General features: G+C 65.3%; 15 protein-coding genes. 4 read left to right on the top strand and 11 right to left on the bottom strand.

Going from position 1 to position 15,344, the window contains the following annotated elements; all coding sequences use genetic code 11:
• Positions 1-104: 104 nt before the first annotated feature.
• From AB7535_RS42600 to AB7535_RS42555, 10 genes are all read right to left on the bottom strand, one after another.
• Complete coding sequence (locus AB7535_RS42600) at positions 105-3,647, bottom strand: FG-GAP-like repeat-containing protein (protein ID WP_439037195.1); 3,543 nt, start codon at positions 3,645-3,647, stop codon at positions 105-107.
• A 211-nt stretch (positions 3,648-3,858) separates the two neighbouring features.
• Positions 3,859-4,878 (bottom strand): WD40 repeat domain-containing protein, encoded by a 1,020-nt coding sequence (locus AB7535_RS42595; protein ID WP_354114556.1) that lies wholly within the window; start codon positions 4,876-4,878, stop codon positions 3,859-3,861.
• The gene (locus AB7535_RS42590) at positions 4,878-5,921 is read right to left on the bottom strand and encodes a CobW family GTP-binding protein (protein ID WP_354114555.1); all 1,044 of its coding nucleotides are present in this window, start codon (positions 5,919-5,921) and stop codon (positions 4,878-4,880) included. Before AB7535_RS42590 ends, AB7535_RS42595 begins: the two co-directional genes overlap by 1 nt.
• A gap of 54 nt (positions 5,922-5,975) precedes the next feature.
• A complete protein-coding gene (locus tag AB7535_RS42585; RefSeq protein WP_354114554.1) occupies positions 5,976-6,839 on the bottom strand; it encodes a metal ABC transporter solute-binding protein, Zn/Mn family in 864 nt (287 codons plus the stop codon).
• 2 nt (positions 6,840-6,841) lie between these two features.
• Positions 6,842-7,711 carry a metal ABC transporter permease gene (locus AB7535_RS42580; protein WP_071909402.1) on the bottom strand — a complete coding sequence of 290 codons (870 nt, stop codon included), beginning with the start codon at positions 7,709-7,711 and terminating at the stop codon, positions 6,842-6,844.
• Between the two features lie 6 nt (positions 7,712-7,717).
• On the bottom strand, positions 7,718-8,470 hold the full coding sequence (locus AB7535_RS42575; RefSeq protein WP_071909401.1) for a metal ABC transporter ATP-binding protein: 753 nt from the start codon (positions 8,468-8,470) through the stop codon (positions 7,718-7,720).
• Between the two features lie 2 nt (positions 8,471-8,472).
• Positions 8,473-8,721 carry a hypothetical protein gene (locus AB7535_RS42570; protein WP_354114553.1) on the bottom strand — a complete coding sequence of 83 codons (249 nt, stop codon included), beginning with the start codon at positions 8,719-8,721 and terminating at the stop codon, positions 8,473-8,475.
• A gap of 44 nt (positions 8,722-8,765) precedes the next feature.
• A complete protein-coding gene (locus AB7535_RS42565) occupies positions 8,766-9,266 on the bottom strand; it encodes a hypothetical protein (protein WP_008138982.1) in 501 nt (166 codons plus the stop codon).
• Positions 9,263-9,874 carry a permease gene (locus AB7535_RS42560; protein ID WP_247315803.1) on the bottom strand — a complete coding sequence of 204 codons (612 nt, stop codon included), beginning with the start codon at positions 9,872-9,874 and terminating at the stop codon, positions 9,263-9,265. The genes AB7535_RS42565 and AB7535_RS42560 overlap by 4 nt, the downstream gene beginning before the upstream one ends.
• A 214-nt stretch (positions 9,875-10,088) precedes the next feature.
• On the bottom strand, positions 10,089-10,685 hold the full coding sequence (locus AB7535_RS42555) for a superoxide dismutase (protein ID WP_063985730.1): 597 nt from the start codon (positions 10,683-10,685) through the stop codon (positions 10,089-10,091).
• 232 nt (positions 10,686-10,917) lie between these two features.
• Between AB7535_RS42555 and AB7535_RS42550 the strand changes: the two genes are divergently transcribed.
• From AB7535_RS42550 to AB7535_RS42540, 3 genes are all read left to right on the top strand, one after another.
• Positions 10,918-11,445, top strand: a complete 528-nt coding sequence (locus AB7535_RS42550) for a GNAT family N-acetyltransferase (protein ID WP_354114552.1) — start codon at positions 10,918-10,920, stop codon at positions 11,443-11,445.
• 82 nt (positions 11,446-11,527) lie between these two features.
• Entirely contained in the window at positions 11,528-12,913 is a 1,386-nt protein-coding gene (locus AB7535_RS42545; protein ID WP_354114551.1) for an MATE family efflux transporter, read from the top strand.
• Positions 12,914-13,021: 108 nt separating this feature from the next.
• Entirely contained in the window at positions 13,022-13,456 is a 435-nt protein-coding gene (locus AB7535_RS42540) for a DUF2147 domain-containing protein (RefSeq protein ID WP_354114550.1), read from the top strand.
• A 137-nt stretch (positions 13,457-13,593) separates the two neighbouring features.
• Here AB7535_RS42540 and AB7535_RS42535 read toward each other — a convergent pair whose 3' ends face one another.
• Complete coding sequence (locus tag AB7535_RS42535) at positions 13,594-14,739, bottom strand: DUF3095 domain-containing protein (RefSeq protein WP_354114549.1); 1,146 nt, start codon at positions 14,737-14,739, stop codon at positions 13,594-13,596.
• A 223-nt stretch (positions 14,740-14,962) separates the two neighbouring features.
• Between AB7535_RS42535 and AB7535_RS42530 the strand changes: the two genes are divergently transcribed.
• A complete protein-coding gene (locus AB7535_RS42530; protein ID WP_354114548.1) occupies positions 14,963-15,340 on the top strand; it encodes a hypothetical protein in 378 nt (125 codons plus the stop codon).
• Positions 15,341-15,344: the final 4 nt, after the last annotated feature.

Genomic DNA, 15,344 nt, shown 5'->3' with positions numbered 1-15,344 from the left:
CCTCGCACGGGTTGGCAAACGATCTATGCGAGAGTGCCGACGAGGTCAATTTGAACGGGCACCGGCTGTGGAAGCCGATGCCCGGTCGTCTTGTTTTCTCCGCTTTAGTGGGCGGCCGCGAGCAACGTCTGCTGGGGCGGCGTATAGCTCAGCACTGTGCCGCCATTGCCGTCCGCCGAGAGCGCGAAGGACGAGGCCGAGTATTGCGCCAGCAGCGCCCAGGAGTAGCTCTGGCCGCCGTCGGTCGTGACCGTCAGATTGTTCGCGCTGTCGACATCGACGCTGCTGATCACCGTGTTGCGGAAGTCGATGGTGTCGTCAGCGCCGAAATTGGCGATCGCGCCAGACAGGCCCGTCGGCGCGTCGAGCACCAGCGCTGCGCCGTTCGAGCCGCCGAAATCGACGTTCTGGAGCAGGCCGCCGGCGTAGACATGCTCGCTGCCGCCGTCGAGATGCGTATTCGCAGCCATGCCGGTTGCGGCGACATCCTGCTCGCCGCCGCCGCTGACGGTGGCGCCGGTCACCGTGCCCGCCACGAACTGGTAGCCGCCGCTGATCGCGGCACTGCCGTCGGTGGCGCCGGAGTCCACATACTGGAAGCCGCCGGTCTCGATGGTCGTGGCGGTGGTTGCGCCGCCCGAACCGACATATTGCCGCCCGCCGGCATTGATGGTGGTGCCGGTGGCATGGCCGTCCGTGAGCACCTGCTGCTCACCGTCGAGCACGGTGTTGGTGACTGTCCCCTGGGAAACGTCCTGATAGCCGCCCGCCGCAACGGTCGTGCCATCCGCACTGCCGCCCTGATAGACATGCTGGATGCCGCCGCTCTCGACAAGAACCGCGATAGACGTCCCGTAGTCGTACTGAACGCCGCCTGCGCCAACGGTCGCGCTCGTCGTTGACCCGACGATGTACTGCCGGCCACCAGCGATGGTCGCACCGCTGTCGGTGGCGCCGGCGTCGACATACTGGAAGCCGCCGATCGCGATGGTCGTATTGGTGGTCGCGCCACCGGAGCCGACATATTGCCGGCCACCGGCATTGATGACGGTGCCGGCAGCCTGGCCACCGGCAAGCACCTGCTGATTGCCGGCGAGCACGGTGTTGGTGGCCGTCCCCTGGTAGACGTCCTGATAGCCGCCCGCAGCAACGGTGGTGCCGCTGGCACTGCCGCCCTGATAGACGTGTTGGGAGCCGCCGCTCTGGACCATTGCGCCGGTCGCTGTGCCGTAATCGTATTGATTGCCACCCGAGCCGATCGTGGCATTCGCGCTGCTGCCCGTCACATATTGCGTACCGAAGACAGTCGCATCGTGGTCGGCGCCGGCCGTGCTTTGGGTGCCAAGAGCCTCGATGACGGTGCCGTAGGTGCTGCCGTTGACGTAGATGTTCTGGAGTCCGCCCGACTTGATCGTGGTGTGGATCGCCGTGTTGCCGACCGTTTGCGTGCCATAAAGCACCGTGTCCTTGGCGGTCCCCTGGAAGCTCACGAGCTGAGTGGCGCCAGCCTGCACCAGGGTCCCGGTCGCCGTGCCGTATTCGAGCCCTTGGCTCCCACCATTGTATATCGTTGCCCCGGTCGAGGTCCCGCGGACGATTTCGCCCGCGCCAGAGAGAACGATCGCGCCGGTCTCCGCGGCGTTGGAATCCACGGTGAAGAAACTGTCGACAACCACCGCGTTGGCGAGCTGCGTGCTGGAGACAAGCGTATAGTTGCCCCTGATGAGCGTATAGGTCGGCGAGGCGCCGACATTGCCTGCGGCATCCGAGAATCTAGCCACGATCGTCGTCAATCCGTATGGCACGACCTGGCTATTGAACTGCCACGATCCGGTCGCGCTGGAGACGATCACGTCGGTCCCTCCGATCGAGACGGTCACCTGCGCCGGCACGTCGGTCGTCCCCTGCAGGGTGACCTTCGGGTTTGACACCGACGAGTCGGCCGACAAATTGATGCCCGTGATCCCGAGCGATGCGGTCGCATCGACCGTGAAGGTGAACGCCGGGCCGACGCTGCTGTTGCCGTGGGAGTCGGTCGCAGCCGCGACATAGCTGTAAGTGGTGCCGTCCTGCAGGCCGGACACGCCGAGGCTCCACGTGCCGTTCTGGCCGACCGTGGCCGTACCGACGACTGCGTGAGTCATGGCGTCGGTGACCGAGATGGTGTCGCCGGCATTGCCGGTGCCGGCCAACGTCGTCGCCCCACCATGGAAATGCGCCGCGTTGATGTAATTGTTGCCGTCGGCGCCTAGGGTGACGTCCCCGTCGGTGATGGTCAGAGCCGGCGACGTCCGTACGATCGTGTACGCCGGTCCCGTCTCGCTGGATGAACCGGTCAGCAGGATATCGGTGCCCGAACTTTGAGTGAAAGGATTGGTGCCGAATTGATATCCGACCAGAACGTCGGCCTTGCCGTCGCCGTTCAGGTCACCGGCGCCGATCTGCCCGGCGGTCTTGTCGAGCGGCGAGATCCTCACTTGCCCGAACGTGCCGTCGCCGTGACCGAAGAAGGTCGAGAGCGTGTTGTTGGTTCCGACGACCACGAGATCAGCCACGCCATCGCCGTTGATGTCGGCGACCGCGCCGGATCCGATCGTACCCGCCGCCTGAAGAGTCGTCCCGGACGAGGTGAAAGTGCCGTCGCCGTTGCCGAGCAGGATCGAGATTGTGGCGCTGCTGACGGCCGCCATGTCGAGCTTGCCGTCACCGTTGAAATCGCCGGTGAGGACAGATGTCGCCGTCCCGACCGGGGACGACGGAGCCTGGAACGTGCCGTCACCATTGCCGAAGCTCAGCGCTATTGCCAGATTGGTCGAATTCCTCGTCACGAGGTCGAGCTTGCCGTCTCCATTGAAGTCACCATAGGCGATGGAGCTGACCCCGAGATTCGTGGTGATGGCAGTCCCAAACGTACCGTTGCCATTTCCTGGCAGGACCGTGCTGCCGACGACGATGTCGAGCACGCCATCGCCGGTCACGTCGATCACTTTAGGTGTTTGATAGACGCCGCTGCCGGCGGAATAGCTCGTGTTGGCCCCGAACGTGCCGTTACCGTTGCCGAGACGAACAGTCACGGTACCGTCGAGGGTGACCTGTGCGATGTCCAGCTTGCCGTCGCCATTCAGATCGGCAAGCGCCAGCAAGGGCAATAGGCCTGGGCTCGGGGTGTTCGAGGCTGAGGAGAAGTGACCGGTGCCGTCGTTCAGCGCCACGCTGACGTAGCTCGGGTTGACGAAAAAGTTTGTCCCCATCACGACGTCCAGCTTCCCGTCTCCGTTGACGTCGCCGATCGCGAAGGACGTCGGGCTGTTTACGGTCAGCTTCGATTCGGATTGGTACGGTCCGACATAGTAACCATTGGTATCGTGGACGTTGCTTCCCGTGAACTGGAGCGCCACCGAGCCGGAGCCGAATCCGGTATTCACCGTGACCGTATAGCTCGAAAGGTTGCTGCCGGCGACCGGTGTCACGTCGGTGATGCCCGCGCCGCCGATGCTGCCACTCGTTGCAAGGCTGAACTGATCGATCGTGACGCCAAGAACAGGCTTCGAGAACGTGACGGTGTAGTGCACCGTTCCGGCGTCGGTCTGGGTCGGATCGGTCGCTGTGATGCTGGTGATGGTCGGAAGATCGGGGATGACGGGCATCTGAATTCCCTGCGGTGGCGCGTGTTGATGCGAGGATTCGAAATGCACACTGGCCCCGGACAAACCGGCGCCAGGCACATTCGATCGCGCGGCAGCAATTCGAAATTGCACGCCGTGCTCTCTACATCTGCGACCCTACAGAGGCTGCTTGTCGGTTATGTTACACGATAACAAAAATAACATAACAGGGAGAGGCTGTGGATAGTCGGCCTCATAGCTCCAGTAGACCGCCGTCCCCATTTTCGTCGGCGAAGGCCAGCAGCGTGCCCTTGGCGTTCCAGGCAATCGCGGCGACCGGAGGCGTGCCATTGCGGCGAACGAGGATCTCGGCGCCGTCCTCGAGCCGCACCATCAGCACCGTGCCATCGCTGTAGCCGGCGGCGAGGATGTCGTTCTTCGGATGGCAGGCGACCACGGACACGCGCGCCTGCAGCGGCGCGAGCATCGCGGGCTCCTTGCCCATCGGGCCGTCCTTGCTGCCGAACGGCCAGATGATGACTGTGTCGGCACCCGAAGTCGCCAATCCTTTGCCGCCCGCGCTCCATGACATCGAGCGGACGCGGCCGGGATAGCCGGTCATGCGCATGTGCCTGTTGTCGGCAAGCCGCCAGCCGTGCAGCGCCGCCTCGTGCATCGTGGTGACCAGGAACTTGTTGTCCGGGCTGAAGGTGACGCCGAGATGCGAGCCGGCCCAGGGCAGGAATTCGGCCGATCCTTCCATGTTCGGAAACCACAGCGTCGCGCCGTTGTAATGGGCAATCGCGAGCCGCAGGCCCTTTGGCGCGAAGGCGAGGCCGCCGACGGTCGAGGGCACCTCGATCGACTTCTCCTCGGTCTTGCCGCTCTTGACGGTGGCCGTCTTGCCGGCCGACCAGGCATAGGCACCGTCGGGATGCAGCGCCACCGCGTCGATCCAGCGCCGCTTGGGGTCGGTGGCGAGCAGCGTCACCTCACCCTTGGCGTCGAGCGACACGACCTTGCCGTCGTCGCCGCCCATGATGAGGCGCTTGCCATCGGAGGCGGTCGACAGAATGCCGCCGCTATGCGCGGCGACCGTCGTGATCTCGCCCTTGGCGTCGACGAACGCGACATTCTCCTCGCCGCCGACGAAGGCCGCGCGGGGGCCCAGGAAATGCACCGAGGTCACGCCCATGCCGAGCGTGACAGGCTTGACGCGATCGGTGACGGAGACGATCGAGGCGGAATCGGGGGCCGGCGTGAACTCTTTCATCACGAGACGATGCAGCTCTCGAAGCCCGTGCGAATAAGGTCTTCGGGCAATTCGCGGCCGATGAAGACGAGGCGGCTCTCGCGCGGCTCGCCGTCCTTCCACTTCCGCTGGTGGTTGCCCTCCAGCATCATGTGGACGCCCTGGAAGACATAGCGGTCATCATCGTCGTGGAAGGCGAGGATGCCCTTGGAGCGCAGGATCTTGCCGCCCTCCACCTGCACCAGGTTCTGGAGCCAGGGCATGAACACGTTCGGATCGAGCGGCTTGTCGGTCTTGAGCGACAGCGATTGCATGTCCTCGTCGTGATAGTGCTTCAGGCCGTGGCCGTGATCATGGTGGTGATGGTCGTGGCCATGGTGGTGATGATCATGGTCGTGGTCATGATCATCGGCCTCCAGGAAATCCGGCTCGATGTCGAGGATGCGGTCGAGGTCGAAGGCGCCGCGGTCGAGCACGTCCGCCAGGGCGACCGAGCAGCGCTCGGTGCGATGCAGCTTGGCATAGGGGTTGATGGCGCGGATACGGGCCTCGACCTCGGCAAGCTCGGGCTTGGTGACGAGATCGGTCTTGTTCAGCACGATCACGTCGGCGAAGGCGATCTGGTTCTTGGCTTCGGGCGCGTCCTTGAGCCGGTCGGACAGCCATTTGGCGTCGGCAACCGTGACGACGGCATCGAGCCGCGCGTTCTTCTGCACGTCCTCGTCGACGAAGAAGGTCTGGGCAACGGGCGCGGGATCGGCAAGGCCGGTTGTCTCGACGATGATGGCGTCGAACTTGGCCTTGCGCTTCATCAGGCCGTCCATGATGCGCACGAGGTCGCCGCGCACGGTGCAGCAGATGCAGCCGTTGTTCATCTCGAACACTTCCTCATCGGCGCCGATGATGAGGTCGTTGTCGATGCCGATCTCGCCGAATTCGTTGACGATGACGGCGTATTTCTTGCCGTGATTTTCCGACAGGATGCGGTTCAGCAGCGTGGTCTTGCCGGCGCCGAGATAGCCGGTCAGCACGGTCACGGGAATTTTTTGGGACGCTTCAGACATGACAACTCCGGGTCGGGCTTTTCCGCGCGACGCACGGCGGGGTGGCCCCCTGCCCTAGTGGTCAAGCGCGCTGGTCAGGGCCTTTATATTGTGCCTGACCATATCAATGTAAGTGGGTGCAAGCCCCTTTTCGCCGGTCAAACCGTCCGAAATCAGGGTCCCGCCGACCTTGGCCCCGGTCTCGGCCGCGATCCGCCGGATCAGACGGTCATCACTGATGTTTTCCAGGAACACGGCCGGGATCTTTTGGGCCTTGATCTGGCCGATGATGGCGGCGATGTCCCGCGCGCTGGGCTCGGTCTCCGTGGAGACCCCCAAGGGGGCCACGAACTGGACACCGTATTCGGCGGCGAAATAGCCGAAGGCGTCGTGGGTGGAGATCACCTTGCGCCGGCCCAGTGGGATTTTCGCCACGGCCTCCCGCACCTCGCGGTCGAGCGCTTCGAGCTTGTCCAGATAGGCCTTTGCCCGGGCGCGGAAGAACTCGGCGTCGTCAGGGTCGGCCGCGGCCAGCGCATTGGCGATGTCGCTCACGTAGATCCTGGCATTGGGGACGGACTGCCAGGCATGCGGATCCGCGGCCGAGCCGAGCTTCAGCGGTGCGATGCCGGCACTCACGGTGACCACCTGCGCCTTGCTTCCGGCGGACTGCACCAGACGGGGCAGCCAGCCTTCGAGGCCGAGCCCGTTGACGATGACGAGCTTTGCATCCGCAATCCGCTTCGCATCGCTTGGCGCGGGCGTGTAGACGTGGACGTCGCTGTCGGGGCCGACCAGCGTCGTGACGTCGACCCGATCGCCGCCGACGTTCCGGACGAGATCGCCGAGGATCGAGAAGCTCGCGACGACGTTGAGCCGCTCGGCCGCATGCAACGGCGAGGCGATCAGCAGGAGCACACAAAGCAGGAGACGCCGCATCGTCACGCTTCCAGATGCCGGCCGGGAAACATCTGCCGGACAATACCGCCGACGCGGCCGAACAGCACCGAGACGATGTAAAGCACCGTCGCCACCAGAATGATCGCAGGGCCCGACGGCACGCGGGTCTGGAACGACAGCACAAGGCCCAAATAGCCCGCGACGGCGGCAGCGACGACGGCGATGCAGATCATGACCGTGAGATCGCGCGACCAGAACCGGGCAATGCCGGCCGGCAGGATCATCAAGCCCACCGCGAGCAGCGTGCCAAGCGCCTGAAAGCCGTTGACGAGATTGATGACGACCAGCGCGAGGAAGGCGAGATGCGCGGGGCCGCCGGCACGGCTGACGGTGCGCAGGAACAGGGGATCGACGCTCTCGATCACCAGCGGGCGATAGATCACCGCGAGCACCAGCAGCGTCACCGTGGCGTTGAAGGCCACCACCAGCAGGGTCTGGTCGTCCATCGCGAGGATGTTGCCGAACAGCACGTGCAAGAGGTCGATATTGGTGCCCTTGATCGAGACGATGGTCACACCCAGCGCCAGCGAGGCCAGATAGAAGGTCGCAAGCGAAGCGTCCTCCTTGAGCCCGGTCGAGCGCGCGACAACGCCGGCGAGGATCGCAACCGCAAAGCCTGCAACCAGGCCGCCGGCGGTCATCGCGAACAGATTGAGGCCGGAGAGCAGGAAGCCGACGGCAGCGCCGGGCAGGATCGCATGCGCCATGGCATCGCCGACGAGGCTCATCCGCCGCAGCATCAGGAACACGCCGATCGGCGCGCCCGCCAGCGACAGCGCGATCACGGCGGCGAGCGCGCGCCGCATGAACTCGAATTCGGTGAACGGGCCGATCAGCGCGTCATAGATCATCTGCGATCACGCCGCCCGCGAGTGTCCGTCCTCGGCGCAAGCCGTGGCACTATCGTCAAAAGCCTCGCACATCCGCATCGCGACCAGCAGGTTTTCCGGCGTCAGCACCTCCGCCGTCGGTCCCCAGGCCACGGGGCCCCGCGCCAGCACCAGCGTTTCGGTGAAATGGTTGCGCACCATTTCCATGTCGTGCAGCGCGGCGAGCACGGTGCGGCCCTCGCCGTGCCAGTGCTTCACCAGCGCGAGCAGATCGGCCGTGGTCTTGCTGTCGATCGCGTTGAAGGGCTCGTCGAGCACGATCAGGCGCGCGTCCTGGAGCAGCACGCGCGCGAACAAGATGCGCTGCATCTGCCCGCCCGAGAGCGTTCCGATGGGGCGGTTCTCGAAGCCGTTGAGGCCGACGGAAGCGATCGCGCGCAGGATCTTCTCCCGCGCAGCCTTGCCGATGCCGCCGAACAGGCCCGCGTCGCGCCACAGCCCGGTGCCGACGAAGTCGAACACCGAGATCGGGAAGCTGCGGTCGATCTCCGCGCTCTGCGGCAGATAGGCGATATCGCGGCTATCGAGCCCGCCGAGATGGATGCTACCGTCGAGCGGCCGGAGGATGCCGACGATGCCGCGCAACAGCGTCGACTTGCCGGCGCCGTTCGGGCCGATCACGGCGACCAGCGCACCGGATGCGACCTCGCCGTTGAGATGATGCACGGCCGGATGCCGGTCGTAGCCGAGCGTGACATTATGGAAGTGCACGGCCGCCATGGTCACCTCATCGCCAGGAAGACCACGCCCCAGAGCACGGCACAGACGGCAAGCGCGGCCGCGAGCCGGCCGGCCAAGGTCATGCGCAGGATCGACCAAGGCGCGTCCTGGGCCGGATGGGGCGAGGCCGCATCATGGACATGGGCGTGGGTGTGGTCGTGCCCATGCGAATGCCCGTCGCCATGAGAATCGTCATGGGACTGGCCATGAACGTGGTCGTGGTGATGAGCGTGGGACGCGGCGGGAACCATGCCAGCGACGTTATATTATAACATTACCCCTGTCCACGGCCGGCTCAGGGCTTGCCGATCACCATCGCGATGGCGGCGGCGACGAACGGGAACGGCACCGACACGGCGCAGCGGAACCAGACGAACCGGGCCGGCATGAACGGGATTTCCCACAGAATCACCCGCTGGAAGGCGAACAGGGCCCAGGCGACGACGTAGGCGACCACCTGCGGCACCCCACCGCCCGACTTCAGCGCCACCGTGCCGATGGAAAAGCCGATCACGGGTCCGCCGGGGGTGGCGGCGCCGGCGACCACGGCGGTCGCAACCCCGAGCCAGCCGCTGTCCGGCCCGAGCCAGCCGGTGATCACCTCCTGCGGGATGATGGCGGCGATGTAGCCGGAGCCGATCACTCCGAGCGCAATGCGCGGCACGATGTTGATGAAGTCCATGGAGCCTTCGCGGAGCGAGGCCTTGAACACCGGTGGGCCCCGGCGGAAGGCGATCAGGCCGACGCCGAACACCGAGCCCCACAGCAGGATGTCGATGAGAAGCGCGGCGCTCAATTCTCGTCGTCCTTCGCGGCCGGCTGCGGATAGATCCGGACATAGACGAAGCGGCCGAGCGCGCCGGCGAGCACCGGCAGCGGCAACGAGATCAGGATCCGCCACAGCGTGAAGTCGGTGCCCATGATCGGGATTTCCCAGGCCACCGCGCGGCCGTACCCGATCAGGGTCCAGCTCACGACCATGGCGATGGTGGCGCCGAAATCGGCGCCGACAGCGAGCAGCGCGCTCGCCACCGGATAGGCGGTGAAGGGTCCGCCCGGCAGGATCGCGCCGAAGGCGGTGCCGATCAAAAGGCCCATCAGGCCCGATTTCGGCCCGAGCGAGCGCGAGACTTTTTCGTGCGGCAGGATTTCGGAGATGAAGGCCCCGAGCAGGCAGCCCGCCAGCACGCGCGGCAGGATGCCGCCGAACAGCGAGAGGTCGTGCGTGAGAATCTCCAGGACACCGTCTGTGCCATCACGCCGCCAGACCAGGCCCGCGCTCACCGCCACCAGCACCGCGATGATGATGGTCGACCAGCCGATCGGCTTGCGCACACGCCCCGGCCGCGGCTCGGACTCCGCGTCCTCGGCAGGCGCCGGATTGTTCGGGGAAGGCTCTGACAACGGGCTCGGTGGGCTCGAGGGTGATGCCCATCCTGATTAAGGGCGCCGCCCATGCGATGCAAACAGTACGACGACGGGAAGCGATGCGCATCTCGCGCAGGGCCATGCGAAGCAGAGCTGAATTCCGCACAGCAAAAAGGCGGCCGCGCACGCGACCGCCTTTTCGAGTTCGTCATCCCGGAGCGGCGACGCCGCACCCGGAAAGTGTGATGGCTCAGGCCTTGTCGAACAGGGACTCGACGTATTCCCAGTTCACGAGGTTCTCGACGAACGCCTTCAGATAGTCCGGACGGCGGTTGCGATAGTCGATGTAGTAGGAGTGCTCCCAGACGTCCACGCCGAGGATCGGGGTGGCGCCGTGCACCAGCGGATTCTCGCCGTTCGGGGTCTTGGCGATCTCGAGCTTGCCGTTCTTGACCTGGAGCCAGGCCCAGCCGGAGCCGAACTGGCCGACGCCGGCCGCCTGGAAGTCCGTCTTGAACTTCTCGAAGCCGCCGAGGTCCTCGTTGATCTTCTTCTCGAGCTTGCCCGGCAGCTTGGTGCCGCCGCCATTGGGCTTCATCCAGCTCCAGAAGTGGATGTGGTTGTAGTGCTGGCCGGCATTGTTGAACACGGCCGGGTTCTTGCCGAACGAGCCCTTGACGATCTCCTCAAGGGACTTGCCTTCCCATTCGGTGCCCTTAAGCGCGTTGTTGCCGTTGGTGACGTAGGCCTGATGATGCTTGTCGTGGTGGAATTCCAGCGTCTCCTTCGACATGAACTGGCCGAGGGCGTCATAGGCGTAAGGGAGTGGGGGCAGCGTAAAGGTCATGGGTTGTTGTCCGCGACTGATGGGGAACTGGCTTAACGGGGACTCTTATAGAAGGTTCCACCGCCGTTAAATACCGCCAATTTGCGAAATTGCGTGATGCGGCCGATTGGCCGGATTGCATAAAATCGACGCATCGTGGGGCGCGCTTCGACAGGCTGTAAAATATCATTGCCTTTGAGGCGCTTATGGCAGAACGAACGCACCACGGCGCGGAGATGCAGAAGAGAGAGCGATGAGCATCGAAATCGACATTCTGAACGGCGACGCCTCGTGGCCGATCGCAAAGCCGCTGCTCAGCGCGGTCTGGGGCCAAGACGCCGCGGAGAAGCCGTCGTGGAGCCACGTTAAATGGGCCAATGCCGACCTTCGGGTGCTGATCGAGACGCCCGAGGACGGCCTCGTCTGCCACGTCGGCATCTACTTCCGTACCGTCACCTGGAATGGACAGAAGGTTCACATCGGCGGCATCGGCGGGGTCTGCACCCGCGAGGACCGGCGCGGCCGCGGCTACGCGACCATGGCGATCGACGCAGCCATCCACACCATGCGCGCCAACGAGGCGGTCCGTTTCGGGCTGCTGTTCTCCGAACCGAACAATTTTGCGTTCTACGAAGCCCGCAGCTGGCTGCCCTTCAAGGGCGAGGTCTATTGCGAGCAGCCGGAGGGTCGGATCCGCTTCGACTACTTGGCGCCGTACGTCTTCAACATCGTTCGCGCGCCGACGCTGGGCACCATCGACCTATGCGGCCTGCCCTGGTGAGCCCTGCGTGAGGGGAGGACTGGCGCGAAGGTGCTGTGCCCTATAAGATGTCGGTCGTCATCCAATATTCCGCCCGGTGAACATGACGATCGACGCCTCCGCAGACGCCGCGCCGCCACGTGTACCGGTCGCTTCCCCCATTGCGAGCCTGCTGACGGCGCCGATCCTGCCGACACTGCTGCGGCTCGCGATCCCCAACATGATCGCGATGGTCGGCAGCACGCTGGTTGCGATTGCCGAGACCTCCTATATCGGCCGGCTCGGCACCATTCCGCTGGCGGCGATCGCGCTGGTGTTTCCGTTCGCGATGCTGACGCAGATGATGAGCGCGGGCGCAATGGGCGGTGGTGTTTCGTCCGCGATCAGCCGCGCGCTCGGCGCAGGCGATCGTGACCGCGCCGCGACGCTGGCGCTGCATGCCGCCATCATCGGCCTCTGCGGCGGGCTGTTCTTCACGGTGATGATGCTCGCCTTCGGCCGCAGCTTCTTCACGCTGCTCGGCGGACGCGAGCGCGTGCTCGAGGAAGCCAGCGGCTATTCACAAATGCTGTTCTCCGGCGCGGTCGCGATCTGGCTCGTCAACACGCTGGCCTCGGTGATCCGCGGCACCGGCGACATGCGCCTGCCTTCGATGATTCTGATCGGGGCGAGCGCGCTCCAGATCGCGCTCGGCGGCACGCTGGGGCTCGGCCTGTTCGGCGTGAAGCAATTCGGCATGCCCGGCGTCGCCGCCGGCCAGTTGATCGCCTTCACCTGCGCGGCGATCTTCTTCCTCTGGTATCTCCTGTCCGGCCGCAGCCGGCTGCCGCTGAAGGTCCGCGCCTTCCATTTCGAACGCGCGATGTTCCTGGACATCCTCAAGGTCGGCGCGGTCGCCTGTCTGTCGCCGCTCCAGACCGTGCTCACGATTCTGATCTTCACAAAAATCCTCGCGACCTTCGGCACCGAGATGCTGGCCGGCTACGGCATCGGCTCACGGCTGGAATTCCTGCTGATCCCGATCACCTTCGCCTTCGGCATCGCCTCGGTGCCGATGGTCGGCATGGCGATGGGCGCCGGACATGTCAAACGCGCGCGGCGTGTCGCCTGGACCGCGGCCGCGGCTTCGGGATTGACCGTCGGCCTGATCGGCCTCGTCATCGCGCTTGATCCGGCGTTGTGGGTATCGCTCTTCACCGGGGATCCCGGCGTCACCGCGGCGGCGCACAGCTATTTCCACTGGGCGGGTCCGGCCTTCGTGTTCTTCGGCATGGGCGTGTCGCTGTATTTTTCCTCGCAAGGCGCAGCGCGCGTCGGCGGTCCGGTGCTGGCCTCCACGGCGCGGCTGCTGATCGTCGCGATCGGCGGCGTCGGTCTCATGACTGCGCAGGCGCCGGCCTGGACGTTGTTCGCACTGGTCGGCGGCGCCATGGTCGTGTTCGGACTTTCGACCGCAGCCTCGGTCGCCTTCGCCCGCTGGGGCAAATGAGCGCAGGCAAATAAGCGGGCAGATAAACGCAGGAATGTGATTCCATCCAGCGTTGCACTATCCTGCCGGACTGCTATTGAGGCGCCTCCATTTTCGGGGGCTCTCTCTATGTTCGGCAGATTCGCCATCCTTTCCGTCATCCTGACTGCACTGTTTGGTGCGAGTGCCGCCCACGCGCAGAGCGCCGATGGGACCTGGCTGACGCAGGCCGGCGATGCACGCGTCAAAATCAGCAAATGCGGCGGCGGCATCTGCGGCCATATCGTCTGGCTGCGCGAGCCCTATGACACCGCGACCGGCCAGCCTGCGACCGACAGCAAGAATCCCAATCCTGCGCTCGCCAAACGCGCGATGATCGGGCTGCCGCTGTTCAGCGGCATGGAGCCCTCAGGGCCGAACAAATGGTCGGGCCAGATCTACAATGCCGATGACGGCAGCACCTATGCGAGCAACGTCTCCGTGACTGGTGCGGATTCGCTGCGGGTCGAAGGTTGCGTCGGCGCGCTCTGCGGCGGCGAGACCTGGACGCGCGCGGGACGCTGAGATCGACGAACTCTCGTGCCCCGGACGCAGCGCAGCACATAGTGGTGCGCTGCAGAGCCGGGGCCAATCGCAGTGTGGGTCCCGGCTCTGCGCAGCGTCACTGCGTGCCGCAGCGCGTCCGGGACACGAGAATCCCCTTACCCCGCCATCGCCTTCAACGCCGTTGCGGCCGACGCGTAGCCGCCGCGCGCGCCGTCGATGAAATGGACGTGGTCGCTGCGCAGCGCCGACGGCGTGAAACAGGTCATCATCGCGGCATCCTGCGGGTAGAGGCCGTAGCGCACGACGCCGTCGCGCGCCGCGGCAGCGAGACGGTCGCTCAACGCGCGCTCGAGCTGCGGGGTGCAGTCGAGAATCATGCGCAGGCCGTCGTCATATTTGCGGAAGTCTGAATTCTCGACCACCTGGCGCTTGTAGACATTTGGCACGAAACCGCCGACGTTGAGGTCGAAACGCATGATCAGATAGACGAACAGCGTGTAGGCCAGGACGCTGGCGCGACGCGCAATCAGCGGGCCGCCACGCCTGGTGCGGGCTTCGAATTCCAGCCCCTGCGGCGGCCATTTCAGCGGCGGCCCCTGCGGCGGCACCGGGCGGCCGCCATCCGGGCTGCGCTCGACGAGATGAATGATGTCCTCGATCACCTTGCGGAAAGCATGCGGATCGACACCGCGCGCCGGCATCACCAGCACCGACAGGATCAGGCCGCGTGCGGACGGCATCACCTCGAAGCGGCAGGACAGGCCGGAAAGATCGGGCTGCGTGCCGGCGGGCGACTCGGCGACCGCGAACTCGCCGCGTTTCATGGCGGCGTCGGCCCAGGCGAGCCCGCCGCCGGAAAACATCGCATAGGACAGATTGGCCGACGGACCGAAGCGCGCGACGCGCACGTCGAGCCCTTGGGCGCGGATCGCACTTACCGGCACCAGCGCGACGCGCATCTTCAGATCGAGATCTTCCCGCACCCAGGTCGCGGTCGCGGCCAGCGCCTCCAGGGCGCGTTCGACATCGGAAGGCGCGACCGCAAAGCTCGCGCCGTCGCCGCCGAACACGAAGGGGAATTCGCGTCCCTCGAGCGCGTTGGTCACCGCCGCGATCACGGCGGCACCGGCCATGTTGACCGCCTTGTAGCGCTGCGCCGCAATCGCCTTGGTGGAATCGACGATATCAGCGACGCCGATGTTCCAATCATCCGGCAGCGGCGCATAGAGCGCGGGGTCCATCAGGCTCGTGAAGCCGCGGAAAACGGGAATGCCGCCGTAGAAGGATTCGCCTGATGTCATCGGGTGATACCGGATGGTTGGGAAGCGCGTCCGAGGAAAGATACGAGGCAGGATCGATCCGGGTTCGCCGGCCGGCGCCCCTCTTTCGATTCCCGATCATTGGCCGAAATGCACCCGGACAACAAGATCGCGCCGCCGCGAATGGCGCGATCCGTCATTGATCGGCGTCAAACAGCCGGCCGGAAGAGCGGCTATGGTAGGGGCATCTCCAGAGATTGATGGGATGATCGAGGTGCCCGACTTCGGCAACAAGGACTCGACGGCTCCGGTGCACCGGCGCACGGGGCTCGATCCGCTCAGCGCGGTGAAGATGCCGGAAGCACTGACCGCGGCCGTGGACGCCTGGGCTGAAGCTCATCACTTGTCGCGTTCGGCTGCGATCTGCAAGCTGGTCGAACTGGGCCTGAAGGTCGCGCCCCCGGCATTCTCGTCGGCCCAGCCGGTCGCATCCGACGCCACCAGGATCGAGGCGCTGGCCGTGCACGAGATCGAGCGGCTGCTCGACCCCGCATTGCCAACGGACGAACGCGAACGCCGCATCCGCCGCCTGACCGAAGGGCCGCCGGAATTTTCACGCGAGCGGATTGACCTGCCGAAGTGAACGC

This window comes from Bradyrhizobium sp. 956_D2_N1_4 (assembly GCF_052076025.1).
Classification (GTDB): Bacteria; Pseudomonadota; Alphaproteobacteria; order Rhizobiales; family Xanthobacteraceae; genus Bradyrhizobium; species Bradyrhizobium barranii.
Note: the sequence above shows the minus strand (reverse complement) of the source record. Positions and strands in the feature narration are given on the sequence as shown.